A 24,397-nucleotide genomic window follows, 5' to 3' on the forward strand; every position below is an offset into this window, starting at 1 on the left:
GTTACCCATGACCCAAGAATCTTCCGCGCCGCTGCTGTTTGCAGACCTCGGCCTCTCGGACGCTGTGATGAAGGCCGTTGCCGCCGTCGGCTACGAGACCCCTTCGCCGATCCAGGCCGCCACCATCCCGGCGCTGCTGGCTGGCCGCGACGTGCTCGGCCAGGCCCAGACCGGCACCGGCAAGACCGCCGCGTTCGCGCTGCCGGTGCTGTCCAATGCCGACCTGAATCAGGTCAAGCCGCAGGCGCTGGTGCTGGCCCCGACCCGCGAGCTGGCCATCCAGGTCGCCGAGGCGTTCCAGAAATATGCCGAAGCCATCCCCGGCTTCCGCGTGCTGCCGGTCTACGGCGGCCAGCCCTATGCCCAGCAGCTCAGTGCGCTCAAGCGCGGGGTGCATGTGGTGGTGGGTACCCCTGGCCGGGTAATCGATCACCTGGACCGCGGCACCCTGGATCTGTCGCAGCTGAAGACGCTGGTGCTGGACGAAGCCGACGAAATGCTGCGCATGGGCTTCATCGACGATGTCGAGGCTGTGCTCAAGAAACTGCCAGAGCAGCGCCAGGTGGCGTTGTTCTCGGCCACCATGCCGCCGGCCATCCGCCGTATCGCGCAGACCTACCTGAAAGACCCGGCCGAAGTCACCATCGCAGCCAAGACCACCACGTCGGCCAATATCCGCCAGCGTTACTGGTGGGTGAGCGGGCTGCACAAGCTGGACGCGCTGACCCGCATTCTCGAGGTCGAGCCGTTCGACGGCATGATCATCTTCGCGCGCACCAAGGCCGGTACCGAAGAGCTGGCGCAGAAGCTGCAGGCGCGCGGCATGGCTGCCGCTGCCATCAACGGCGACATGCAGCAGGCAGCCCGCGAGAAGACCATTGCCCAGCTCAAGGACGGCAAGCTGGACATCCTGGTCGCCACCGACGTGGCCGCGCGCGGCCTGGACGTGGAGCGCATCAGCCACGTGCTGAACTACGACATTCCGTACGACACCGAAAGCTATGTGCACCGCATCGGCCGCACCGGCCGTGCCGGCCGCAGCGGCGAGGCGATCCTGTTCGTCACCCCGCGCGAGAAGGGCATGCTGCGTTCGATCGAGCGCGCCACCCGCCAGCCGATCGAAGAAATGCAGCTGCCGAGCGTGGATGCAGTCAATGACACCCGCGTCGCGCGCTTCATGACCCGCATCACCGAGACGCTGGCCGGCGGCCAGATCGAGATGTATCGCGATCTGCTGCAGCGCTATGAGGCCGAAAACAACGTACCGGCGATCGATATCGCCGCCGCCATGGCCAAGCTGCTGCAGGGCGATGCGCCGTTCCTGCTGACCCCGCCGGTGCGTGGTGCGCGCGAGGACATTGCGCCGCGCGAGCGTCATGAGCGTGCCGACCGCGGCGATCGTCCGCGCTTCGAGCCGAAGTTCGAGCGTGGCCCGCGTGCCGACGGCGACCGCGCACCGCGCCCGCCGCGTGGCGAGGATGCCGGCAGCGAGCGTCCGCGCCGTGAGCCGGCCCCGCGTGGCGAACCGGAGTTCGGTATGGAGAGCTATCGCATCGAAGTGGGCCACAGCCACGGCGTGAAGCCGGCCAACATCGTCGGCGCGATTGCCAACGAGGCCGGTCTGGAAAGCCGTTACATCGGCCGCATCGACATCCAGGACGATTACTCGATCCTGGACCTGCCGGCCGACATGCCGCGCGAACTGCTGCAGCACCTGAAGAAGGTCTGGGTGTCCGGCCAGCAGCTCAACATGCGCAAGCTGGAAGAGGGCGAGGCGGCCGCTGCGCCGTCCAAGCCGCGCTTCCCGCGCGGTGGCAAGCCGTCGGGCCGTCCGAATGGCCCCGGGCGTCCGATGGACCGCGCCGGCGCGCCGCACCGCAAGGGTCCGCCCAAGCCGCGCGGCGAGTAAGCGCGGGTCACGCGCCGACTGCGCCGCCGCCAGGCGCGCGCGGCCGGTGCCCGCATTCGGCCTGCAGCTTGCGTGCCCTCCGGTTCTGAGTGCGTCGGCTAGATCCACCTGACGGCTGCTTGCGAGGTGGTATTGGCCGCTCCAGGCCGCCACCGGCGGTGGTATCGCAGGCCGGGTCCGCAGCGCATGGCTGGAATCGCTATGTTCTCAAGGACATAGCAGCGCCGACGCGCCATCCCTCGTTTCGAGGCGGTCGCGCAGATCCGGGATCGATCGGCTCCGCAAGTTGTACCCGCGTCCCGATAAGCGGGCCCGGCCATACAGAGTGCGCCGTTGCGGCCGCTACTGCCTTCAGGCGCCCACTGGGCGCCTGAATCGCACTGGGGCGGTGAAGGACACATGGCAATGGCACAGGCAGCACGCAAGAGTGGTGGGCAGACCCTGCACCTGGTCCGCGGCTGGCTGACGTTGCCCCTGGCGCTGCTGATCGGCATGGCGGTGGTCATGGCGGTGGGCTCGGCACTGGTGATCGAAACCCAGTCCGGCGCAACCGCCTGGATCGTCGGCGAAAGCCAGTGGTCCAAGGCCCAACAGGAATCGGTGTACTGGCTGGAACGGTACCTGGGCAGCGGCGATTCGGCCGACCTGCAGGCAGCCTGCCGCGCGCTGGAAGTGCCGCTGGGGGATCGCTCGGCGCGCATCGCGGTCGAGCAGCCGGTGATCGATTGGGACGCGGTACATGCCGGTCTGGCCGCTGGCCGCAATGCCCCAGAGGACATGCCGCAGATGGTGCGGCTGTACCGCTATGGCCAGGGCGTACCGTACCTGGGCGAGGCGATTGCGCTGTGGAAGCGCACCGACGCCGACATCCTGCAATTGAGTGCGCTGGCCGATCGTGCAGCCTCGGCACAGGCCACCGGCAAGCCGGACCCGCGCACGTTGCAGGCGCTGCGCGACGAGCTGCATCTGCTGGACGCGCGCATGCGCAGCGATGCGGCCGAATTCCTGGTGTTGCTGACCCGCTGCGCGCGCCTGCTGCACGACGTGATGGTGGTCTGCAGTTTGGCCACCTTGCTCCTGGTGCTGACCACCTGCGTGCTGGCGATGCGCCGCATCCGCGATTACCTGCTGTCGCACGAGGGACGCTTTCGCACCGCGTTCCAGCAGGCCGCGCTGGGCATGGTCAAGTTCGACCTACGTGGCCATGTGCTGGACGCCAACGCGTCGATGGCCAATATCCTGCGCTACCGCCCGGACGAACTACCGGGCTGCACGCTGGCGGAGGTGATGCATCCGGACGACATCGTGCTGGACGGCCGCGGCATGATCGACTGGCCACGCCTGATGCAATCGGGCGAGCTGCGCTTTCTGCGGGCCGATGGCGGGGTGATGTGGGGCCGCTGGAGCGCCTCGCTGGTGGAACCTGGCCCGGAAGAGCCCACGCTGGTGCTGGCGGTGATCGAGGATGTCTCGCACGCGCACGAACTGGCCGACGAGGTCGCCTTCCACGCGCGCCACGATGCCTTGACCGGTCTGATCAACCGCCGCGAGATCGAGCGGCGTCTGCTGCGGCTGATCGAGCCGCCGCAGTCGCCGCAGCTGTGCCATGCGCTGTGCTTCGTCGATCTGGACCACTTCAAGCTGGTCAATGACACCTTCGGGCACGCGGTCGGCGACAAGTTCCTGTGCCACTTCGCCGATGTCATCACCATGCAGCTGCGCCCCGGTGATTGGCTGGGGCGGCTGGGGGGCGACGAGTTCGCGATCCTGCTGGCCAATACCGACCTGGCGCAGGCGCAAGCGCTGCTGGAGCGCATGCATGGCGTGCTCGGGCAGCCGTGGAGCCATCAGGACGGTCGGCCGCTGACGCCGAGTTGCAGCTTCGGGGTGGTGGAAATCCGCCAGGGCGCCAGCGACGTCAATGCCTTGATGACCGCGGCCGACCTGGCCTGTTTCGCGGCCAAGGAAGAAGGCCGCAACCGCATTCGCTGCTTCGGCGAAAACGATCTGGCTCTGGCGCGGCGGCGTCACGACGGTGGCTGGATCAGCGCCGTGCAACAGGCCATCGCCGAAGAACGCCTTCTGCTGTATGCGCAGAAGATCCAGGTGCTGAGCGACCCCGGGCGCCTGCAATACGAAGTGCTGGTGCGCATGCGCGCGCGCGATGGGCGGGTGCTGAGCCCGGGCGAATTCCTGCCGGCGGTGGAGCGCTACGGGCTGGGGCGCATGGTCGATGCCTACGTGCTGGAGACCCTGTGCGCGCAGCTGGCTGCCAGCCCGATGCATGTGGCCACGCTGGATTTGTGCCACGTCAACCTGTCCGCACAATCGATCGCGCAACCGGATTTTCTCGATTTCGTCTGCGCCCTGTTCGAGCGCTATCCCGCGCTGGTGCCCAAGTTGTGCATGGAAATCACCGAGACCGCAGTGATCGGCGACCTGGAACATGCGCAGCGCTTCGTGCAGAGCGTGCGCGCGCGCGGGTGCCATGTGGCGCTGGACGACTTCGGCAGCGGGCTGGCCTCGTTCGGCTACCTCAAGCAGTTCACCGTGGATGTGCTGAAGATCGATTGCGGCTTCGTGCGCAACTACGCGCACGATGCCGTGGATCGCGCGGCGGTGCATTCGATTGCCCAGGTCGGCCTGGCGCTGGGGATCGAAGTGGTGGCAGAAGGCGTGGAGTCGGAGTCCGATATTCCCGGCCTGCGCGACGCGGGGGTAGGCCAGGTGCAGGGGTTCAGCCTGCATCGCCCGTGTCCGCTGGACGACCTGATCGCGCCGCAGCCGCTGCTGATGGTGAGCGGCTAGGGCCGGTCATTGCAGTTGCCAGCGCGCCATCCGGCCCTAAGACTCCGGCGGCGTATGGGGACGCGTTGTTTGGGAGATGCGCCACTGCTGCGCAAGCCGCTCAGCACACAGGTGCTGCGCTACCGCCTGCAGGCGACGGCGCACGGCCGCCGAAATCGCCGATAATTGGCGAATGACCAACCGACTCAACAAACATATCGCCGAGACCGGCTTTTGCTCGCGCCGCGAGGCCGACCGCCTGATCGGCGAACGCCGCGTCACCGTCAATGGCGTGGTGGCCGGCACCGGCGCGGTGGTGGGCGACGACGACACCGTGCTGGTGGACGGCCAGCCGCTGCGCGCACGTGAGGCCAAGAAGCCCGGCGGCCGCAAGCATGTCTACATCGCGCTCAACAAGCCGGTGGGCATTACCTGCACCACCGAGAGTTCGGTCAAGGGCAATATCGTGGAATTCGTCGGCCACGAGCAGCGCATCTTTCCGATCGGCCGCCTGGACAAGGATTCCGAAGGGCTGATCCTGATGACCAGCAACGGCAACATCGTCAACGAGATCCTGCGCGCAGAAAACCGCCATCAGAAGGAGTACCTGGTGGCGGTCAACAAGCCGGTCACCGATGAATTCCTGCGCGGCATGGCGCGCGGCGTGCGCATCCACAACGAGACCACGTTGCCGTGCCGCACTGCGCGGATCGCCAAGTTCGGGTTCCGCATCGTGCTGGAGCAGGGCTTGAACCGGCAGATCCGCCTGATGGCCGCCGAGTTCGGCTACCGGGTGACGCAGCTGCGCCGGGTGCGGATCGACAACATCAAGCTGGCCGCGCTCAAACCGGGGCAATGGCGCAATCTCAGCGATGCGGAGCTGCGTGGTTTGCTGCCGCAGCGCACCGACTGGTAACGGCGGCCAAGAGAACCGAGCGAGCAATCGTCAGCTGGGTGTGGCGGCGCGCGCAGAACCGGAGTGGACGAGCGGTATACGCCGCACCGCGCATCGGCCGCGCCCGCCTGGCGGCTACGCAATCGTGTTGCCAGCCGGCGTGTTGTCAGCCGGTCCAAGCCGGCTGGCTGGATGAACCGGAAGGTGTGCGAACACCTGCGAAGTCGCGCATGCATGGCCCGGCCAATGCGGCTCCGGCATACTTGCGACGATAACCACTCAGCAGGGGGCTGACTGCGTGATCAAACCGCAATTGCCGGGAAACGAAGCCGAACGGCTGATCGCCCTGCGTCAATACGACCTGCTGGATTCGCCACCCGAGCGCGCCTTTGACGACCTCACCCTGGTGGCCTCCACCGTCTGCGAGACGCAGATGGCGGCGGTGGTGCTGGTGGACGAGCACCGGCAGTGGTTCAAGGCTGCCCATGGCGTGCCGCGCAGCGAGGCGCCGCGCGACATTTCGTTCTGCGCGCACGCCATCCTGCGCCCGAACGAAGTCATGACCGTCGACGACACCTTGCTGGACCCGCGCTTCTTCGATAACCCGATGGTCACCGGCGAGGGCGCGGTGCGTTTCTATGCCGGCGCGCCGTTGGTCACCAGCGAAGGCATGCCGCTGGGCTCGCTGTGCGTGTTCGACCAGGCGCCGGCGCACCTGCGCGATGACCAGCGCGCTGCCTTGCAGGCCTTGTCGCGACAGGCCTCGCATCTGCTGGAACTGCGCCTGGCCGGCAGGCAGCTGCGCCAGCAGTTGCGCGAGCGCGAATGGTACGAGCAGCAGATGGCGCAGTATTACGCGGCAATGGAAGCGGTCAACGCCGATCTGGTCGAGCAGACCCGCACCGATCCACTGACCGGCCTGCCCAATCGCCGTGCCTTCGCCGCCGCTCTGGCGGCCGCCACTCAGCAGACGCGGGTGGCCAACCAGCCGCTGTCGGTGGCGTTGCTGGACGTGGACCACTTCAAGGTGATCAACGATGTACATGGGCACGACCAGGGCGATGCGGTGCTGCGCGAGCTGTCCACGCTGCTGCGCGCACATGTGGCCGGTAGCGGCACCATTGCGCGGTACGGCGGCGAAGAGTTCGTGTTGCTGCTGCCCAATGTGGACCTGCAGCAGGCGCGGGTGCAGTGCGAATACCTGCGGCAAAGCGTGGCGACCATGACGATTGCCTTGCCGGTGACGGTGAGCATCGGCGTGGCCATGCTGTATCCGCACGAAAGCGTGGAGGCGCTGATCAAGCGTGCCGACCAGGCCTTGTATGCCGCCAAGCGCGGTGGACGCGACCAGGTGGTGGCGCTGGACTAGGACCGCTTGGCGACTGCCTGGCTGGCGGCAGGCGTGTCTGCAATGCGTGCGTGCGGTGTTGGTGCCTCCGGGGGGCGGCGTCAGACGTCTGGCTGCAGTCTGCAGGAGCAGGCGAGACGGTAATCAACACGGCTGATCGGCGAGCAGTCGTCACGTGGGTCAGGTGACGCGCTCAGAACCAGACTGCACGGGTGGTACACACACGTCTGAGCACTGGCAGCGACCGCGTGGCGGCTGCGCAGTGGTGGTGTCAGCTGCCCCAGCCCAACGTCGCACACGGCTGTTGCCTGGATGCAGGCAGCGCGGAGAACACCGAGCATGCGCCTGTCGCTGCCACACGCCTCGTTGTGTCGGCTCTCGGAGCGGCAGGTTGTTCGGGCGCGGACTTAGTCGACGATGTTCTTGGCTTCGGCGGTGCCCAGCAGCTCCGGGTGTACCAGCTTGCGCCGCCGTTCCAGCACTGGATGCAGGAACACCGCGCCGAGGATGATCGCCACGCCAAGATAGAACTGCAGGGTCAGCTCGCGCTGCTCGCCCAGCAAGGCGATGGCCAGCACGATGGCGTAGACCGGTTCGAGGTTGGTGACCAGCTGCACCGAATACGCGCTCAGGTGGCGCAGCGCGACCAGCGCCAGGGCGAACGGCAGCAGGGTGCAGGCCAGCGACAGGGCCAGCAGCAGAATGCCATCGTGCAAGCCGGGAATGACCAGCAGATCGCCATGCAGCGATGGCAGCAGCAGCGGCATCGCCGGTGCCAGCAGGGTCAGGGTCAGCGTGCCGGCGCCCAGTTCCAGCGCGGTGACGGTGAGCGGGTCGGCATGCGCCACCATGCGCTTGTTGAGCGAGCCGAACAGCCCGACGAAGACTGCAGACACCGCGCCCACCACCACGCCTGCACGCATGCCATCCGGCACGCCGCCCACCACCAGCGCCACCCCGGGCAGCACCGCCAGGCCGAACAGCAATTCGCGTGGGCGGAACGGCCGCCGCGTCACCCAGGGCTCGATCACGGCGGTAAAGACCGGCGCCAGCGCGATGCAGGTGGCTGCCACCGACGCATTGGCCAGTTTGATGGCGCCATAGAAGGTCAGCCAGTGCAGGGCCACCAGGGCGCCGATGCCGCAATAGCCCAGTACCACCCGCGCGGACAGCTCGCGCAGCCCGCGCCAGACACGCGGCCACAGCGCCAGCGCCGCGACCACGATCAACATCCGCCACCACACCAGCGGCAACGCCTGCAACGTGATCAACTTGCCCAGGATCGCGGTGATCCCCCAGAGCAGGACGCAGAAATGGATTTGCAGTTGCGCCTTGCGCAGGTCGGTCGTGGGCATGTGCCATTGTCGCGCAAATGCAGGAGTTCGGCGTTGCGCAGTGCCTGTCTTTTCTTGCACTTCTCATGTACTTATTCCGGCTTTGCAATGCCTGCGCATCCCTGCCGTGCGCTGCAGTCGGCAGGCCGCATCGGTGCACATGATCGGACCGGTGCACCTTCTGCGAGGCTTGGATGCACGTGCCACGCAGTGCCGGGTGATGGCCGTCAGCAAGCGTGCGCAAGTGTCTCAGGGCCGGCCAGCCGGGGCGCAGGCGGCCCGCGTTTGATGCTTGGCTGTCGGAGCTGCGCCGAACCGGTCCGGGGGCTTGGCCTCGCTCGCGTTGCCGGCAGCACGAAGCGGTTGATGTTTCGGCAGCTGTGAACACTGCACAGCGAGCGCACTGCACGGTGACTGCCAGCCGCATCCGGCCTTCCTGCAGTCGCACCGGACAGCTTCGCCGTGGCGGTCACCGTTGCTGCGCAGATAACTCCTGCAGCAGGGCCATTGCTGCGGCCGGGTTACGTTCCTTTGCCGCGCTGATGAAAAACACGTACACCTCGCGCGATGTGCGTCGTGCCTGTGGGGTGGACTCGATATGCGGCAGGTCCGCCGGGTCTTCGCCGCGCCGCCAGGCCTGGATGCGCTCGGCCCAGCGCTGCAGTGCCGGTGCCGGATAGCCGGCATGCAGGCGTGCCTGGCTGCGCATCAACCGTGCGTAGACAAACTCCGTGGACAAGTCTGCGAAGGAGGGATACTCATCCGTATCAGTGAACACCGTGGCCACACCGTGCTGGCGTACCAGGGCCAGCAGCGCGGCATCCACGGCCGCGGGGTCGCGGATTTCCAGCACGTGTCGCAGGGGGCGACTGCCTGCCTGTTTGGGCAGCAACGCGAGAAACCCTTCCAGATCGTCGGCCTGCAGCCGGTGCCCGTGTTCGAACTGCCAGACCAACGGGCCCAGCGTCTGGCCGAGCTCGACAATACCGCCGATGAAATCTTCCACCTGTGTCCCGGTGCCGGCCAGCGTGCGCGACTGGGTAATGCGCCGCGGCGCCTTGGCGGAGAACACGAATCCCGGTGGCACCTCGTCGCGCCATTTCGCATACGTCGCCGGCTTCTGGGCGCCGTAGTAGGTGCCGTTGATTTCGATGGCGCTGACCTGGCGGCTGGCATATTCCAGCTCGCGCCGCTGCACCAGGCCTTCGGGGTAGAACATGCCGCCGCGCCACGGCGCATACACCCAGCCGCCGATGCCGACGTGGATGCCATCGAGGGCGGGTGGGGCAGAGGCGAACAGATCGGTCATCGCAGCGGAACTCGTTGGCAGGGAAGTGCACGCTGGCAGCCGCCATCGCTTTGATGTGGGCGGCAAGCGCAGCCTGCAGCCTCGCGGATCGGCACTGGAGGCGGCGTGAGCATGCTGGTGGCTTGCGGCGCGGTTGCCAATGGTTGCGTATGCGTCGCCTTCCGCGTGGCGATGAAACAAGCCGCTGTGGTCCCGGGGAACAGGCGTGGTGGCATGGCGCTGCATGGCCGAAGGCCAGACTGGCTAACAGCCTCGGCGAAGTCGTGTGCGTTGAGGTGAGCGTGGCCGCTTGATCCGGCGAACCTGAAATCGCCGGCGCGGCAGCTGCGGGCGGCAACATGCTCACTGACCCGTGCACCGCTGCGCAGGAGAACGGTGCAAACAGCACTGGCGCGGGGTGCCCGCAGGATACCGAGCATCGCTGCCAGGAAGCAGTGTGCGTCCGCGTGGCTGGCGTGCCGCCCCAGCGACTGCGTGTTGCAGGTCGAAGTGCATCGACTTTGATTCGTGTCTGACGACGTGCTCTAGCCGGCACTGCATGTAGCCGGCTTGTTAGCCATGCTGCGCGTTGCCATGCATGAGATCGGCTACTCCGCGGCCGTCGCACTGAGCGCAGCCGCACATCCCATGACGTCCTTGCAGCGGGCTACCATGACGGCTGCGCCGCATGAGACCGCATCGATGACCTGGACCACGCCCGATCTGTGTGACCGTTTTCCGGAGGTGAGCATCGCCGAGCCGCTCTTCCGTCACTTTGGCGGGCGCGATGTATTTTCCGGGCCTATCGCGACGGTACGCTGCTTCGAAGACAACTCGCGCGTGCGCGAGCTGGCCGCCACGCCGGGCGATGGTCGGGTGCTGGTGGTGGACGGGCAGGGCTCGCTGAAATACGCGTTGCTGGGCGATCAGATCGCAGCGCAGGCGGTGGCCAATGGCTGGGCTGGCGTGTTGATCCACGGCTGCGTGCGCGATGTCGAGATCCTGGGCAGCTTGCCGTTGGGCGTGCTGGCGCTGGCGGCTTGCCCGCGGCGCACCGAGCGGCGCGATCTGGGCGATGTGGATGTGCCGGTGAATTTCGCCGGGGTGGCGTTCGTGCCGGGGCATTGGCTGTACGCCGATCGCAACGGGGTGCTGGTGACGCCGCTGCCACTGTCGCCGGACAGTGCCGGCGGCCTGGTCTGATCGATCTCAGAGGAATGGCGATGCGTGTGAACCAATGGCTGACGGGAGGCGTGCTGATGCTGGCGACCCTGGTGACAACGACGCAGGCGGCGGAGCTGCCGGCCTGCATGCAGCAGTTCGATGCGCAGATGGAGCGCGTGCGCAAGCAGTTCGATGTGCCCGGCATTGCGGTGGCCATCGTCAAGGACGGGCAGGTGGTGCTGGAGCGCGGTTATGGCGTGCGCGAGATCGGCAAACCCGAGCCGGTGCAGGCCGACACATTGTTCGCGATCGCCTCCAACACCAAGGCGTTCACCGCGGCCTCGCTGTCGATCCTGGCCGACGAAGGCAAGCTCTCGCTGGACGACAAGGTCATCGACCACCTGCCGTGGTTCCGCATGTCCGACCCGTACGTCAGTGGGGAAATGCGCATCCGCGATCTGCTGGCCCACCGCAGCGGTCTGAGCCTGGGTGCGGGCGACCTGTTGTTCTGGCCAACCACCAGCTACACCACCGAAGAAGTGGTGCAACGGCTGGCCAAGGTGCCGTTGAAGGGCGGGTTTCGCGATCGCTACGCTTACGACAACATCCTGTACGCGGTGGCGCAGAAGGTCATCGAGCAGGTGTCCGGGCAACCCTATGACGCATTCCTGCAGCAGCGCATCTTTACGCCGGTGGGCATGCGCGGCACGCGCTTCAATGCCGATCACCTGCAGCCCGGCGACCAGGCCGCGGTGGGGCACGCCAAATACGATTTCAGCCAGTTGCGGACCGTGGCGCCGTTGACCTGGTCCAACAACTCCGGTGCCGGTGGCATCTACGCCAGCGCGCACGACATGGCGCTGTGGATGAAGGTGCAACTGGCCGGCGGCGTGTTGCCGGATGGCAAACCGCTGTTCAGCGGCAAGCGGCAGCAGGAGATGTGGTCGATGATCACGCCGATCAACGTCGGCGAGCCGCCGGTGCCCGAACTGGCGGGCGCGCGTCCGAATTTTGCCGGATATGGCGAGGGCTGGAACCTGAGCGATTACCGCGGCCATCGCCTGGTGTGGCACACCGGTGGCTGGCCGGGCATGGTGTCGCGGTTGACCCTGGTGCCGGATCAGGCACTGGGCGTGGTGGTGTTGACCAACCAGGAAGTGGGCGCGGCCTTCAACGCCGTGACGATGCAGGTGCTGGACGCATTCTTGCAGGTGCCGCCCACCGACTGGACCGCGGCTTACGTAAAGGCGGTGGACAAGGCGGCCGGTGATGCCGACACCAGCTGGAAGCAACACCAGGACGCACGTGCCGCGCGTTCGACGCCGTCGTTGCCGTTGCGCAGTTATGCGGCCACCTATCGCGATCCGTGGTACGGCGATGTCGTGATCCGCCAGGACGGTAAGCGGCTGCGCCTGCAGTTCTCCAAGACGGCGCAATTGGTCGGCACGCTGGAGCACTGGCAGCACGACAGCTTCATCGTGCGCTGGGACGACCGCTCCTTGAATGCCGATGCCTTCGTCAACTTCGCGCTGACACCCGATGGTGCGGTGCGCGAGATGCGCATGCAGGCGATCTCGCCACTGACCGATTTCAGCTTCGATTTCCAGGACCTGGTGTTGACGCCGGTGCCGGCAAAGGCTGCCGCGCCGCAGTAATCCGGGTAGGACGGGCCGCGCACAGGACCCTCCTGGGCGCGGCAGGTGTCGCGTGACCTGCGCCGATGCGCCAACTGCATGGACTCCGTGCGGCGGCTGCGGTCTCTCACCCGGAAATGAAATGGTGTGCGCAAGGTCTGCGGACGCGAGGGCGCGAAGGGGCATGTGAAGCGTGCGGATTGACGCTGGTGGTGGAGATCGCTGGAGCCACACGGAACGCCACTTCGACACCGCTATCAGTGCCAGGCCATGGCGGTGCAATGGCATGAGGCTTGGAACAGCCAATGAGACGACGGTGCAGCCGTCAGGCCGGCGCGGCTGTTGCCCGAACACGGCATGGACCACGCATACACTCCGGTTCCGGGCGCGCTGTCCATAGATCGGACATGCCGCTGCGCTATCTGCACGGTGCCGGCAACATCGTTTCCGGCCTGGAGCAGTCGCTGCACGGCAGGCAAGCCTGCGACACCCCTGACCACCGCTCGCTACGTTGTGTTCGCCGCTCTTGAGCACCTGCAGTCAAACGCTGTGGTTGCGCTTGAGATGGCGAGCGTGTGCATCCAGCATGGCGCCCGCAGCCTGTGCGAAACTGACGCGCCCCCCGGTCCGCTAACGCCCACCGGGCTGGTTCGTTATGATCCGCGCACTTCTCAGGGATGTTGCCCAACGCATGACCACTCCGCAGATGTCGGTGTATTTTTTTCTACAGGCCGCGGCAATCCTGCTGGTTTGTCGGTTGGTGGGCATGCTGGCCAAGCGTCTGGGGCAGCCGCAGGTGGTCGGCGAGATGATCGCCGGGGTGATGCTGGGGCCGTCGCTGTTCGGCCTGCTGGCGCCGGGCGTGCAGGCAGCGCTGTTCCCCAAGCAGACCATGGACGTGCTGTACGTGTTCGCGCAATTCGGCGTGGGGCTGTACATGTTCCTGGTCGGCACCGATTTCCGTGGCGATCACTTCCGCGCGCGCTATCGCAGCGCGATGAGCGTGTCGCTGGCCGGCATCGCAGTGCCGTTCGCGTTGGCCTTTGCGATGTGCCCGTGGCTGCTCACCGTGGATGGCCTGTTCTCGGACAAGGCCAAGCTGATGGAGGCGTCGCTGTTCCTGGGCGCGGCCATCGCGATCACCGCATTCCCCATGCTGGCGCGCATCATCCACGAACGCGGTCTGACCAATAGCCCGCTGGGCACGCTGGCGTTGACGGCCGGCGCGTTCGACGATGCGGCAGCCTGGTGCATCCTGGCCGTGGTGTTGGCCAGCTTCGGCGGCAGCTGGGGCAGTGCGTATCTGGCCATCGGCGGCGGCGTTGCGTACGCATTCTTCATGATCTTCGTCGGCCGGCATCTGCTGCGCCGGCTGGCCGACCACGTGGTGCCTGACCAGCCGCTCGACAACAGCATGCTGGCGATCGTCTTGATGCTGTTCTGCGTCAGCGCCTGGGCGATGGATGCAATCGGTATCCATGCGGTGTTCGGCGGCTTCCTGCTCGGCGTCTGCCTGCCCAAGGGCCCCCTGACCGAGAAGCTGCGCGAGATGCTGCAGCCATTCGTGGTGGTGTTGCTGCTGCCGTTGTTCTTTACCTATTCGGGTCTGAAGACCCAGCTCAGCGTGCTGCTGCAGCCGCAGATCATGCTGGCCGGGGTGGCGATCCTGCTTGCCTCGTTCGTGGGCAAGGGCGTGGCCTGCTGGGCCGCGGCGCGCGCCACCGGCGAGAACAACCGCGACGCAATGGCGATCGGGTCGCTGATGAACGCGCGCGGGCTGATGGAGTTGATCATCATCAACATCGGCCTGCAGGCCGGGGTGATCGAGCAGGGGCTGTTCTCGGTGCTGGTGTTGATGGCGATCCTCTCCACCTTGATGGCCACGCCGCTGTTCAACTGGATCATGCGCCGGCATGCCCACGTGAGCGACGCGGTGCCGAGTCTGCAACAGCGGTGAATGCGCGCAGCCGCGTAATGGCAAGCCATTGCAGCAGCGGTGGCCCGCGATGCTGGCGCTCATCGTAGTGCTCGCCGGTGACGGCACTGCGCACGTGCCGGGACAGTCTGCGCATGCAACCGCTCCCGGTGGGGCAGGCCCGGAACGCGCATCAGCAGCACCTGCGTTGAGGGCTGTGGGTCTGTGGCAGCATACTTACCGTTGATCGTACGATCGAGTCGTCATGAGCAAGGCAAAAAAGAAGGCTGCGCAACAGGCCGTGCAGGCGCCTTTGCCAATTTACCAACTGCGCATCGCACTGGAGGGCAGTGCGCCGCTGGTATGGCGCCGCGTGCTGCTAGCCGGATCATTACGGTTGGCGACCGTGCACCGCGTGCTGCACACGCTGATGGGGTGGAGCGGGGTGCACCCGTACGAGTTCGATCTCGGTGGCGGGCGTTATGGCGAGGCCGGGTTGGATGTGCCGGAGCGGTCACGGCTCAAGCATGCTGCCAGGGTCACGCTGCAAAGCGCGGTGGGCGAGTTGGAGGAGTTTGCGTATTTCTATGGTACCGGCGCGGGCTGGCATCACCGCTTGCAGGTGGAAGCCATACTGCCGCCGGATGCAGGCCTGCGCGTCGCGCGCTGTATGGATGGTGCCAATGCCTGCCCGCCGGAGAGCAGCGGCGGCATCGACGACTATCAGGCCTTCCTGCAGATCATGGCCGACCCGGACCACCCGCAGCATGTGCAGGAGGTGGCCACGCTCGGCGGGCGTTTCGACCCGGCGCAGTTCGACGTGGCGGAGATTAACCGGCTGCTGATGCGCATCCGCGACTAAGGGCGTTAACAAGGGTCGGGCGGGCAGGCACCGCACTGCGGCTTGACGCCCGATCAGCTAGCCTGGGTGCCCGGTGTCTCGCGATGTGTCTGCAATGTTCCGCTGGTTCGAATCCTTGATCGATATCTTCCCGCCCATCGAGCGGGAGATGCCGCCCCGCAGTGTGTGGCGTTTTTATCTGCATTATCTGCGGCCGTTATGGCCGATCCTGCTGGCCACGCTGATCGCCGGGCTATTGCTGGCGCTGGTGGAAGTGGCGATGTTCGACTTCCTGGGTCGCATCGTCGACATGCTCACCGAGCGTCCGGGGCCGGACTTCTTCCGCCGGCATGCCGGCGAGCTGGCGTGGATGGCAGGGATCACCCTGATCGCGCGGCCGTTCTTTACCGGATTGCACAACCTGCTGGTCAACCAGGCCATCGTGCCGGGCCTGAGCAACCGCTCGCGCTGGTTGATGCACAACTACGTGGTGCGGCAGAGCCTGGGCTTTTTCAACAACGATTTCGCCGGCCGCATCGCCAACCGGGTGATGCAGACCGGTACCTCGCTGCGCGAGTCGGCGGTGCAGATGGTCGATGCGCTCTGGTACATCGTGGTCTATACCGGCAGCGCGTTGTGGTTGTTCGCGCAGGCCGACCCGTGGTTGATGGCACCGCTGCTGATCTGGCTGGTGGTGTATGTCGCCTTGATGGCGTTCTTCGTGCCGCGCATGAAGGCGCGCGCCTGGGTGGCATCGGACGCGCGTTCCAAGGCGACCGGGCGCATCGTCGATGGCTACACCAATATCTCCACGCTCAAGCTGTTCGCGCATGCCGGCCGCGAAGAAGCCTACGTCCGCGATGCCATCGACGAGCTGGCGGTCAAGCATCGCGGGCAGACGCGGGTGACCACCGCGATGGACACCGCCATTGCCGTGGCCAACGGCTTCCTGATCGTGGGCACCTGCGCGCTGGCGCTATGGCTGTGGAGTCGCGGCCAGATCAGCGTGGGTGCCATCACCCTGGCCACCGGTCTGGTGATCCGCATCCACAACATGTCCGGCTGGATCATGTGGACGGTCAACGGCATCTTTGAAGATATCGGTACCGTGCAGGACGGCATGCAGACCATCTCCCAGCCGGTGCAGGTGCAGGATGCGCCCGATGCAGTGCCGCTGCGCGTGACGCAGGGACAGGTGCAGTTCGAGCAGATCCATTTCCATTACGGCAAGCGCGGTGGCGTGATCGCCGGGCTGGACCTGCAGGTGCGCGCCGGCGAGAAGATCGGTCTGGTCGGGCCTTCCGGCGCCGGCAAATCCACCCTGGTCAACGTGCTGCTGCGGCTATATGACCTGGAACAGGGGCGCATCCTGATCGACGGGCAGGACATCGCGCAGGTCACGCAGGAAAGCCTGCGCGGGCAGATCGGCCTGGTGACGCAGGACACCTCGCTGTTGCATCGCTCGATCCGCGACAACCTGCTGTACGGGCGGCCGCAGGCCAGCGAAGCGCAGATCCTGGATGCGGTGCGCAAGGCACGCGCGGAGGCGTTCATCGAGACACTGGTGGACGGCGAGGGTCGGCGCGGCTTCGATGCACACGTGGGCGAGCGCGGGGTCAAGCTCTCCGGCGGTCAACGCCAACGCATCGCCATCGCGCGCGTGCTGCTCAAGGATGCACCGATCCTGATCCTGGACGAGGCCACCTCGGCACTGGATTCGGAAGTGGAGGCGGCAATCCAGGACAGCCTGGACGCGTTGATGGGCAACAAGACGGTGATTGCGATCGCGCACCGGCTCTCGACCATCGCGCGCATGGACCGGCTGGTGGTGATGGACGCCGGACGTATCGTCGAGACCGGCACGCATGCGGAGCTGATCGCATACGGTGGGCTGTATGCGCGCCTGTGGGCGCGGCAGACCGGAGGGTTTGTTGCGGCGGATGGATGAGGCGAACGATGCTTGAGTGCTTGGGTGCTTGAGTGCTTGGATGCTCGGTGCTCGGTGCTCGGTGCTCGGTGCTCGATGCGAGAGGCCGCAGGCGGGCGTAGTAACGTCGAGATCTAGCCCCTCTCCCGCGTGCGGGAGAGGGGTTGGGGTGAGGGTACGGGGCGAAGTCACTCGCTGGTCGGCCATACGAGGCTTCGCCCGCGCCCTCATCCGCCCCTACGGAGCACCTTCTCCCGCATGCGAGAGAAGGGGGATGGATCGAATCCGCGGGAGCTTTGCAGGAGCTTCTCTTGCGCGTGCGCGAGACGGATCAATCACTCGATCGGCTGATCCAGCATCAGCTCGCGTGCAAAGCGCACCGGCGGCGCACCATAGGACAGCATCTTGTCGTGGTAGGCCTTCAGGTTGAAGTCCTGGCCCAGCTTCTCCTGCACCGCCTTGCGCGTATCCAGATGTTCCTGCACGCCGACGAAGTAGGTCGGCAGCTGCGCCGACGACAGCTGCGCGCGCACCCATTTGCCGGAGGCCTCGCTCTCCTGCTGGAAGGTGTCGTGGGTCATCAGGTGCATCGCCTTGTCGCGATCCCAGCCGTCCACATGTACGCCCTGGTCGAGGATGGCATTGGCAATGGTGCGCAGGTAGAACTTCAACTGCACCAGGTGGAACAGCGGGTCGTTATCCAGATAGCCCTGTTCCTGCATCATGCGCTCGGTGTACACCGCCCAGCCCTCGGCGAACATGCCCGAGCGCAACACTGCACGCAGCGTGGAGGGGAACTTGGCCGAATGCCAGCCTTCCAGGTAATGGCCCGGTGTGCCTTCATGGATGCTGAGCAGGTGGATCATGCGGGTGTTGTATTCGCGCAGGAACGAGTCGACCTGCTTGTCGTTCCAGTCGTCTGGGATCGGCGATACCGCGTAGAAGGTCTTGAGGTTCTTGTCGAGCGGCCCGGGCGAATCGCAATAGGCCACTGCAACGCCACGCTGGAATTCCGGCATCAGGATGATGTCCACCGGCGAATCGGGCAGCGTCATCAAATCTTTCTGGCGCACGAATTCGGTGGACTGCGCCAGCGCTGCCTTGGCTTGGTCAACCACCTTGTCGCGTGCGGGCTTGTCGGCATAGGCCAGTTCCAGCGCAGCCTCGATCGCGGCCTGCTGCTGCTCGTCGTTGGGCGATTCGGGCAGCTTGGGAGCGCCGGGCTTGTCCTTGAGCACGGTGCGCGCAATGCCGTACATCTCGCCCCGCACGCGTTTGAGTTCGGACTCGGCACGCTGCTTGATATCGGCACGCGACAGCGACGACAGCAGTGCGAACTTCAGCTTCTGGTCGTACTTGTCTGCTCCGACCCGGAAGTCGCCCTTGGCGTTGGGCACCAGCACGGTGTCCAGCCAGGTCTGCTGCTCGGCGACTGCCTTCTTCAGGTTGTCGATGGCCGCTTGGGCGCGCGCCGCTTCGATTGGGCCCAGCTGGCTGATGTTGGGCGCGATGAAGGTGTCGACGATGCTGAGGATGCCCTTGTTCTGCCTGGCTACCGTTTCTGCATGGATCTTCGGAACGCGTGCCGGGTCCAGGTTGGCACGCGCCTGCGCAAAGATGCTGGGAATCTTTTCCATACGTTGGGTGGCCGCGCTCAGGCGCTCGGACAGCGGTGCGAATTCGCGCGCCATCAGGCCGTACAGGGCGCTGCCAGCCAGGCTGTTATAGACCTGCGGGTCCCAGGCCCAGCTCTGCAGCACCTCGGTATTCCAGATCTCCGATTGCAGCTGATTGCGCAGGATGGCGGCGTCCACCTGGTTCTCGCGCGAGAGCTTGGCGACATCGACTGCGTCCAGTTCGGTCAGCAAGGTCTTGTTGGCTTCCAGGCTGCGCTGGCGGCCGCCGTCGCTGAGGTCGTCGATCTGCACATCGAAGCGGTGGTCGCCAGTCTGCGTGGCAGTGACCGGCGACAGCTGCATCCAGGTGTCGAGTGCACGCTTGGACAGCGCGGCAAATCGCGCATCCGGGGTCTGTGCATCCTGCGCGCCGGTAGCGGGAGTGGCATCGGCGCGCGGGGATTCGGGCTGTTGCTGGCAGGCACCGAGGCCGGCAAGCAGGGCAAGGACGAGCAGGCGTTGACGCATCGTGGATCCTGGTAAGAGCAAACCGCCAGCATAGGCATCTGTGCGCCCGTTCGCATCCGCCATTGGTTTAGAGTGGCCACCGAGCGGTGCCCGACCCGATCAGGCGGGCGCGACCGCATGCTGTTGCCGCAGCGGCACTGCAGCTGGCCTCACCCCGGGCCGGTGGTGCATTGGCAACGGTCCATGGTTTCTGAGTCATGTACCCATCGCACTGTTTTCCAAGGAGGAAATCCATGCAGTACGCCGGCAGCTGTCATTGCGGACGCATCGCGTTCGAGCTCGAGACCGATGCGCCGATCACCGAAGTCTACGATTGCAATTGCTCGCTTTGCCGCCGTCGCGGCGGGCTGCTGTGGTTTGGTGCGCGCTCGCAGCTGCGGCTGCACGGTGACGCGCAGGAGATGGGCAGTTACCGCTTCAATCGGCAGCATATTGCGCACCATTACTGCGCAGCGTGCGGCATTGCGCCGTTCAGCGAGGGCGCCAACCCCAAGACCGGGGACGCCAATGTCGCCGTCAACGTGCGCTGCATTCCCGACCTGGATCTGTCCACGCTCAGCGTGCAGAAGGTCGATGGGGCCAACCTGTGAGGCTCGGCATGCCGCGGTATGCGGCGCTGTTGCTGATCGGGTGGATGGTGGCGGGCTGCGCGCGGCCGCCGGGCGACATGGCTGCGGATGGGGGCGCTGCGGCACCGCCGGCGCCGGTTCCATCCGGTGCGGCGCTGGCCTATGAACACGATGTCCGCATCGAACTGCCTGCCGATCAGATCGGCGAGCGTATCGCTGCGGTGCGTAGCGCCTGCCAGAGCGCGCAATACGGCACCTGCGCACTGCTGACGGTGGAGCAGAATGGCGGGCGCGATCCTGGCGGCAGCGTCAGCGTGCGGCTGGTGCCCGAGGGCGTTGAGCCGATGGTGCAACTGGCCGGCCAGCACGGAGATGTAGCCGCGCGCAGCACGCGTGCCGAGGATCTGGCCCAGCAGATTGCCGACACCGGGCTGGCGCAGGCGCGGCTGCAAAAGGAGCACGCGCGGCTGCTGGAGCTGCAGCAACGCCGTGATCTGGCGGTGGGCGACCTGTTGGCGGTATCCAAGCGCCTGGCTGAAATCGAGGCCGAGGCGCAACAGACCCAGCAGGAGGCCGCGCAACAGCAACGTCGCGTGCGCACCCAGTTGCTGACGCTGCACTTCAGCAGTACCGGGAGTGAACAGGGCAGGGGCGAGATCGCCGAGGCGACAGCCGAGTTCGGCCAGGTGTTCGTGGCCAGCGTGGCGTTCGTGATTCGTGCGGTGGCGGCGCTGCTGCCGGTGGGCGTGGTTGCCGCCGTGGTCGGCTGGCTGGCGCTGCTGGCCTGGCGCTGGCGCCAACGGCGCCGCAGGATGTCCTGAACCAGCATGCGGCGACTGTACCGTGGCCCGACATGACGCGTCATATCGGGTAGGCAAGGTGCGCTAGACAGGAGTCTTGAGACGGATGCGCCGTCTGCACGTTGCAGGCGGCGCAAGCAGAATTAAACCAGAGGCTGCTGCCGACTGCGGCGCAGCGTTGCGCGCATGCGTTGGGCAGCCCCGACGGGATGCTCAGCCCTCGTCGTATTCGTATTCGACAAACACATCCAGCTGCAGTGCCAGTTCCTGCACTGCATCGCGCACCTTCTGCGCAGTGGCTTCATTGCCGGCATCCACTTCGAATTCGTGGCTGCCCGGACCTTCATCGTCGGAGAGGCCGGCCGAGCTGGAATCATCGTCGTCCAGGTGTGGCATCAGGTCGTCGACTTCTTCCACGTGCTCGATGCCTTCGATGCTCTGCAGCAGGTTGGCGATGGCGCGCGCGTCGTCGTCGGTACCGGTGATACGCAGGCGAAGAGTAGGCATGGACGTGTCCTGGGGATTGGGGACCCCAAGCCTAGGCAGCGCGAGGACAAAACGAGGTGATGGCGCCGCCGCATCCGTTCACAGCGAATGCGCCAGCCAGGCATCGCTTGCCGCCTGTTCGGCATGCAGCAGGCGCTGCGCTGCGGCGCGCAGCATGCTCGGCACGATGTAGTGGTGATGCACGTGATGGATGGAGGCCATGTACAGGCGTCCCAGCCAGTTGCGGCAGCTGACCTGCGTGGCCATGGTCAGCACGATGCGATGGTCGCCGATGCGGCGCAACCCGATCGAGGAACGAAAACGCAGATGCTTGTCGTCGGCACCGAGGACCACCTGCACCTGCTGCCCATCGGCATCGCGACGTTGCGCCAGCACCGGGAAGCGCCCGGCGAACAGCTGCTTTGCAGACGGATCGAGCAAGGACGACACCGGGCAGCCCAGGCGCGAGGTACGCAGCCCCAGCGGCTTGACCATCAGGTTGCGCAGCCGCATCAATCCGCTCACCCCGCTCGGCGGCTGATCCACGAATGCCTGCAGCAGATCGCAAAGCACGCCCTGCAGGTTGTCGCTGCGCAACTGGCGCGTGTCCAGCTCCAGCTGGTGGCTGTCTTCGAAATGCACGGCCTCACCGAGCTGGCCGTGCAGCAATGCATCGGCAGGCAGGCCCTGCAGCGGACGGATCTGCGGCACGCCCAGGCGCGTGGCGACAAACCCGGGCCGACGCACCCGCGGCAGCGCCTGCCGTAGCCGGCCGCTCCAACGGCGCGCACGGCTGCAGGCGCGTTGCTTCCAGCTCTCCGGCCTGACATGCAGGGAGAGCGACACGGTGGGAACATCGCTGGCGGCAAGTGGCGTGGCCTGCAGCAGGGCGGTCACCGAGGCCGGCAGCAGGTCGGTCAGGCTGGCAATGGTGGCCTGGCCCTGGTTGACCAATGCCTGCTGCGCGTCACTCAGCGCGCCGCCGGCTTCGTCCGGGTGGCAGGACAACGCAAAGAAGGCCGAGTGCGCGGCATCGCCCTGCGCCGGTGCGAACTGATGCCAGGTGCCGCCCCCGAAGCGCACGGTGAACAGGCTGTCGCCGGGCAGGTTCACATAACGCAGCGCGCGCACGAACGCATGCGGGTCGGCTTCGATCTGCTGCGGCGAGGCAGTGGAAAAGCGCAACTGTGCACCGCCGCTGCCGGTGATGGCAGTGAACACGCGGTTGCCGGCGTGGCAGTGGAAGGGGTGTCCCTGCGGGCCTACCGAAAACGAGAACAGCGAGGTAGGGTCGCCATGACTCAGGTCCGGTGCCGACAACTGCGCGGAGGGTTCGTCCAGCGCGTCGTGATGCGCCGGGTGCTGCCGCTGCCGCTCCACCGTCTGCGCGATCAGGCTGTCGCCTGCGCCGGGATCGAGCTGGGCGATCAGCATCACTTCCACCGGCCGGCCGCCGCTGTACGAAGGCAGCGCAACGCGCGGGAAACTGCGGTCGGAAACAATCCGTTGGTGGTCCATGGCAACTCCTTGCGGTGGAAAGTGGGCGTCAGCTGGATTTCTTGGCCAATCTGCGCGACTCGCGCTGCAGCGGGCCGGCGACGGGGCAGACCTCGAAGGCGAACCCGCTGAGCGTATTGACCATGTTGTCCGGGGTCAGCCGGTACACCACGAACTGCCCGCGCCGCTCGCTGCTGACCAGCCCGGCCGCCGACAGCACCGACAGGTGACGCGAAATGGCGGGCGCGCTCATTGCAAAGCGTTCGCCGATCTGCCCGGCGGTCAGTTCCTGCGCGGACAGATAGGCCAGGATTTCCCGGCGCGGGCGCGAGGCAAGGGCTTCGAAAATGCGGTCAGCGGACATGGTTGGGGTTAGCTAATTAACGAATTAGCTAATTAATGATCTTGATGGGTGCGGCTGTCAAGCGATTTCTAGTCGGCCTGCTGCCCGATGTCCTGAAGGCCCCTTTCCCTGCGGGGCGGGAAGGCACAGCCTGCGCGCCCAGGCGCGCCTGCCTTGAAGCGCCCGCGCCGCAAGCGCGGGCCGGGGCGCGGAGCGGGGTTGGGATGAGGGGACGGGGCGAAGCAATGGCTGCGTCAGCTTCAAAGGCGCATGGCGACGCGTTTGTCATTGCACAGACGCCTCAATTTCTGCGGCGCCCCTCATCCTCCCCTCCAGGACACCTTCTCCTCCATGGAGCAGGACAATGTCCCGCGGGGAGTAAGCAATAGCGAGAAGTTTCACGCGCTGGCAGGATTTCAGTGCTGCTTCAATCCGCTGCCGGTGCCGTGCGCGAATTCCGACGCCCCCCCAGCTCCTGCAGGCCTTCGCTCGGCGGCAATGTCACCAGCTCGGCGGGCAGCGCCGGCATCGGCGTGCGCTCGTCCAGGGCTTCGCGCTTGAGCCAGTCGATGAACACCGCAGCGGCGGGGCTGGGCTCGCGGTGGCTGGGGTGCACGATGTAATAGGCGTAGCGCGCCTTGAGCGTGGGCCCGGGCAGGCGCACCAGTTCGTAGCGTTGCAGGTAGGGCTGGGCAATGTGCTTGCGTGCCAGCACCGCGCCCAGGCCGTAGACGGCCGCGCGCATGGCGTCGGTGCTGTCGTTGAAGGTGTGCATCGGCGGCAGCGTGGTGCCGCGCACCTGCGCGGCGCGGAACCAGTCGCGCCAGCCTTGCGGCGACATGTCGCTCAATAGCGGCAACTGTGCGATCTGCGCGGCGCTGCGCAGCGCGGCCACTTCCGGCAGCGACGGTGATGCCACCGGAAACAGCTCGTCGTCCATCAGATGCTGGGAGGTCAATCCGGGCCAGGCGCCCTGTCCATAGCGAATGCCCAGCTCGGGGCCGCCCTCTTCGAAGCGCGAGAAGGCCGGGTCCGATTGCAGGTCCAGGCGGATGTGCGGATGCGCGCGGCAGAAGCGCGGCAACCGCGGCAGCAACCAGCAATACGACAGCGAGCGCAGCGTGGTGACGCGTAGCGGAATGGCGTCTTCGCGCGGATGCAGGTTGCCGGCGACCGCCGCGATCTCCGCCAATGCAGCGGAGGCGGCATCGGCCAGCTGGCGCCCCTCGGCGGTGAGCTTGACCCCGCGCGGCAGCCGCTGGAACAAGGTGACGCCCAGCAGCGCTTCGAGCTTGCGCACATGGTGGCTGACCGCGCTGGCGGTCAGGTGCAACTCTTCGGCCGCGTGCGCGAAATTCTGGTGGCGGGCGGCTGCGGCGAACACGCCCAACGCGGGCAACAGGGTGGGGCGCAGGTTCATCCAGGCATGAGTCAGATTTGTGGCTGGCTGCGATACTACGCGCTTGTCGCGCCTGCGGCCGCAGCCGATGCTGCACCTTCCCATCGCGACGATCGT

At 66.3% G+C, this 24,397-nt stretch carries 19 protein-coding genes and 1 other RNA gene; 12 read left to right on the top strand and 8 right to left on the bottom strand.

The features are described 5' to 3' along the window. Positions 1-7: 7 nt before the first annotated feature. From A7D17_RS05930 to A7D17_RS05940, 3 genes are all read left to right on the top strand, one after another. A complete protein-coding gene (locus A7D17_RS05930; protein ID WP_064508251.1) occupies positions 8-1,909 on the top strand; it encodes a DEAD/DEAH box helicase in 1,902 nt (633 codons plus the stop codon). 405 nt (positions 1,910-2,314) lie between these two features. After that, positions 2,315-4,717, top strand: a complete 2,403-nt coding sequence (locus A7D17_RS05935; RefSeq protein WP_064508252.1) for a putative bifunctional diguanylate cyclase/phosphodiesterase — start codon at positions 2,315-2,317, stop codon at positions 4,715-4,717. A 172-nt stretch (positions 4,718-4,889) separates the two neighbouring features. After that, on the top strand, positions 4,890-5,612 hold the full coding sequence (locus tag A7D17_RS05940) for a pseudouridine synthase (RefSeq protein WP_064508253.1): 723 nt from the start codon (positions 4,890-4,892) through the stop codon (positions 5,610-5,612). A gap of 4 nt (positions 5,613-5,616) precedes the next feature. On the opposite strand, the gene A7D17_RS05945 is transcribed toward A7D17_RS05940, so the two are convergent. Then, a non-coding RNA gene (locus A7D17_RS05945) (sX9 sRNA) lies at positions 5,617-5,690 on the bottom strand. A gap of 160 nt (positions 5,691-5,850) precedes the next feature. Here A7D17_RS05945 and A7D17_RS05950 point away from each other — a divergent pair. Then, positions 5,851-6,960 (top strand): GGDEF domain-containing protein, encoded by a 1,110-nt coding sequence (locus tag A7D17_RS05950; RefSeq protein ID WP_425479577.1) that lies wholly within the window; start codon positions 5,851-5,853, stop codon positions 6,958-6,960. 386 nt (positions 6,961-7,346) lie between these two features. Here A7D17_RS05950 and A7D17_RS05955 read toward each other — a convergent pair whose 3' ends face one another. Next, positions 7,347-8,294, bottom strand: a complete 948-nt coding sequence (locus A7D17_RS05955) for a DMT family transporter (RefSeq protein WP_064508255.1) — start codon at positions 8,292-8,294, stop codon at positions 7,347-7,349. A gap of 448 nt (positions 8,295-8,742) precedes the next feature. After that, positions 8,743-9,582, bottom strand: coding sequence for a DUF72 domain-containing protein (locus A7D17_RS05960; RefSeq protein WP_064508256.1), 840 nt, complete (start codon positions 9,580-9,582; stop codon positions 8,743-8,745). 681 nt (positions 9,583-10,263) lie between these two features. Between A7D17_RS05960 and rraA the strand changes: the two genes are divergently transcribed. The 6 genes from rraA to A7D17_RS05985 all read left to right on the top strand — a co-directional run bounded on the left by rraA (position 10,264) and on the right by A7D17_RS05985 (position 17,063). Next, positions 10,264-10,764 (top strand): ribonuclease E activity regulator RraA, encoded by a 501-nt coding sequence (gene rraA, locus A7D17_RS05965; protein WP_064508308.1) that lies wholly within the window; start codon positions 10,264-10,266, stop codon positions 10,762-10,764. Between the two features lie 20 nt (positions 10,765-10,784). Next, positions 10,785-12,380 carry a serine hydrolase gene (locus A7D17_RS05970; RefSeq protein ID WP_064508257.1) on the top strand — a complete coding sequence of 532 codons (1,596 nt, stop codon included), beginning with the start codon at positions 10,785-10,787 and terminating at the stop codon, positions 12,378-12,380. Positions 12,381-12,766: 386 nt separating this feature from the next. Then, on the top strand, positions 12,767-12,889 hold the full coding sequence (locus A7D17_RS24815) for a hypothetical protein (protein WP_425479576.1): 123 nt from the start codon (positions 12,767-12,769) through the stop codon (positions 12,887-12,889). A 161-nt stretch (positions 12,890-13,050) separates the two neighbouring features. Further along, a complete protein-coding gene (locus tag A7D17_RS05975; RefSeq protein WP_064508258.1) occupies positions 13,051-14,316 on the top strand; it encodes a cation:proton antiporter in 1,266 nt (421 codons plus the stop codon). A gap of 223 nt (positions 14,317-14,539) precedes the next feature. After that, a complete protein-coding gene (locus A7D17_RS05980) occupies positions 14,540-15,136 on the top strand; it encodes a plasmid pRiA4b ORF-3 family protein (protein WP_064508259.1) in 597 nt (198 codons plus the stop codon). A 94-nt stretch (positions 15,137-15,230) separates the two neighbouring features. Then, entirely contained in the window at positions 15,231-17,063 is a 1,833-nt protein-coding gene (locus tag A7D17_RS05985) for an ABC transporter ATP-binding protein (protein WP_064508260.1), read from the top strand. A gap of 314 nt (positions 17,064-17,377) precedes the next feature. Here the strand turns inward: A7D17_RS05985 and A7D17_RS05990 are convergent, their stop codons facing one another. After that, a complete protein-coding gene (locus tag A7D17_RS05990) occupies positions 17,378-19,186 on the bottom strand; it encodes a DUF885 domain-containing protein (RefSeq protein ID WP_064508261.1) in 1,809 nt (602 codons plus the stop codon). A gap of 233 nt (positions 19,187-19,419) precedes the next feature. Between A7D17_RS05990 and A7D17_RS05995 the strand changes: the two genes are divergently transcribed. Together A7D17_RS05995 and A7D17_RS06000 are read left to right on the top strand one after the other, a co-directional pair. Then, positions 19,420-19,776 (top strand): GFA family protein, encoded by a 357-nt coding sequence (locus A7D17_RS05995; protein ID WP_064508262.1) that lies wholly within the window; start codon positions 19,420-19,422, stop codon positions 19,774-19,776. 8 nt (positions 19,777-19,784) lie between these two features. Continuing rightward, complete coding sequence (locus tag A7D17_RS06000) at positions 19,785-20,576, top strand: DUF4349 domain-containing protein (RefSeq protein ID WP_064508263.1); 792 nt, start codon at positions 19,785-19,787, stop codon at positions 20,574-20,576. A gap of 192 nt (positions 20,577-20,768) precedes the next feature. Here A7D17_RS06000 and A7D17_RS06005 read toward each other — a convergent pair whose 3' ends face one another. The 4 genes from A7D17_RS06005 to A7D17_RS06025 form a co-directional block, all read right to left on the bottom strand. Continuing rightward, complete coding sequence (locus tag A7D17_RS06005; RefSeq protein WP_029220654.1) at positions 20,769-21,062, bottom strand: hypothetical protein; 294 nt, start codon at positions 21,060-21,062, stop codon at positions 20,769-20,771. A 78-nt stretch (positions 21,063-21,140) separates the two neighbouring features. Next, positions 21,141-22,475: a DUF2867 domain-containing protein gene (locus A7D17_RS06015; RefSeq protein WP_082861779.1), complete on the bottom strand. Its 1,335-nt coding sequence runs from the start codon at positions 22,473-22,475 to the stop codon at positions 21,141-21,143. Positions 22,476-22,587: 112 nt separating this feature from the next. Next, the gene (locus tag A7D17_RS06020; RefSeq protein WP_064508264.1) at positions 22,588-22,902 is read right to left on the bottom strand and encodes a metalloregulator ArsR/SmtB family transcription factor; all 315 of its coding nucleotides are present in this window, start codon (positions 22,900-22,902) and stop codon (positions 22,588-22,590) included. A gap of 406 nt (positions 22,903-23,308) precedes the next feature. Further along, positions 23,309-24,301, bottom strand: a complete 993-nt coding sequence (locus tag A7D17_RS06025; RefSeq protein WP_064508265.1) for a LysR substrate-binding domain-containing protein — start codon at positions 24,299-24,301, stop codon at positions 23,309-23,311. Between the last annotated feature and the right edge of the window lie 96 nt (positions 24,302-24,397).

Source organism: Xanthomonas floridensis (genome assembly GCF_001642575.1).
Classification (GTDB): domain Bacteria; phylum Pseudomonadota; class Gammaproteobacteria; order Xanthomonadales; family Xanthomonadaceae; genus Xanthomonas; species Xanthomonas floridensis.

Excerpts from the sequence above, each read along its gene's own strand:
- A7D17_RS05935 (WP_064508252.1), top strand. The coding sequence starts at position 2,315 with ATGGCACAGGCAGCACGCAAGAGTGGTGGGCAGACCCTGCACCTGGTC.
- A7D17_RS05990 (WP_064508261.1), bottom strand. The coding sequence starts at position 19,186 with ATGCGTCAACGCCTGCTCGTCCTTGCCCTGCTTGCCGGCCTCGGTGCC.
- A7D17_RS05940 (WP_064508253.1), top strand. The coding sequence starts at position 4,890 with ATGACCAACCGACTCAACAAACATATCGCCGAGACCGGCTTTTGCTCG.
- A7D17_RS05980 (WP_064508259.1), top strand. The coding sequence starts at position 14,540 with ATGAGCAAGGCAAAAAAGAAGGCTGCGCAACAGGCCGTGCAGGCGCCT.
- A7D17_RS05930 (WP_064508251.1), top strand. The coding sequence starts at position 8 with ATGACCCAAGAATCTTCCGCGCCGCTGCTGTTTGCAGACCTCGGCCTC.
- A7D17_RS06015 (WP_082861779.1), bottom strand. The coding sequence starts at position 22,475 with ATGCTGATCGCCCAGCTCGATCCCGGCGCAGGCGACAGCCTGATCGCG.
- A7D17_RS05975 (WP_064508258.1), top strand. The coding sequence starts at position 13,051 with ATGACCACTCCGCAGATGTCGGTGTATTTTTTTCTACAGGCCGCGGCA.
- A7D17_RS06025 (WP_064508265.1), bottom strand. The coding sequence starts at position 24,301 with ATGAACCTGCGCCCCACCCTGTTGCCCGCGTTGGGCGTGTTCGCCGCA.
- A7D17_RS06000 (WP_064508263.1), top strand. The coding sequence starts at position 19,785 with ATGCCGCGGTATGCGGCGCTGTTGCTGATCGGGTGGATGGTGGCGGGC.
- rraA (WP_064508308.1), top strand. The coding sequence starts at position 10,264 with ATGACCTGGACCACGCCCGATCTGTGTGACCGTTTTCCGGAGGTGAGC.
- A7D17_RS05970 (WP_064508257.1), top strand. The coding sequence starts at position 10,785 with ATGCGTGTGAACCAATGGCTGACGGGAGGCGTGCTGATGCTGGCGACC.
- A7D17_RS05955 (WP_064508255.1), bottom strand. The coding sequence starts at position 8,294 with ATGCCCACGACCGACCTGCGCAAGGCGCAACTGCAAATCCATTTCTGC.
- A7D17_RS05985 (WP_064508260.1), top strand. The coding sequence starts at position 15,231 with ATGTTCCGCTGGTTCGAATCCTTGATCGATATCTTCCCGCCCATCGAG.
- A7D17_RS05995 (WP_064508262.1), top strand. The coding sequence starts at position 19,420 with ATGCAGTACGCCGGCAGCTGTCATTGCGGACGCATCGCGTTCGAGCTC.
- A7D17_RS06005 (WP_029220654.1), bottom strand. The coding sequence starts at position 21,062 with ATGCCTACTCTTCGCCTGCGTATCACCGGTACCGACGACGACGCGCGC.
- A7D17_RS05960 (WP_064508256.1), bottom strand. The coding sequence starts at position 9,582 with ATGACCGATCTGTTCGCCTCTGCCCCACCCGCCCTCGATGGCATCCAC.
- A7D17_RS24815 (WP_425479576.1), top strand. The coding sequence starts at position 12,767 with ATGCCGCTGCGCTATCTGCACGGTGCCGGCAACATCGTTTCCGGCCTG.
- A7D17_RS06020 (WP_064508264.1), bottom strand. The coding sequence starts at position 22,902 with ATGTCCGCTGACCGCATTTTCGAAGCCCTTGCCTCGCGCCCGCGCCGG.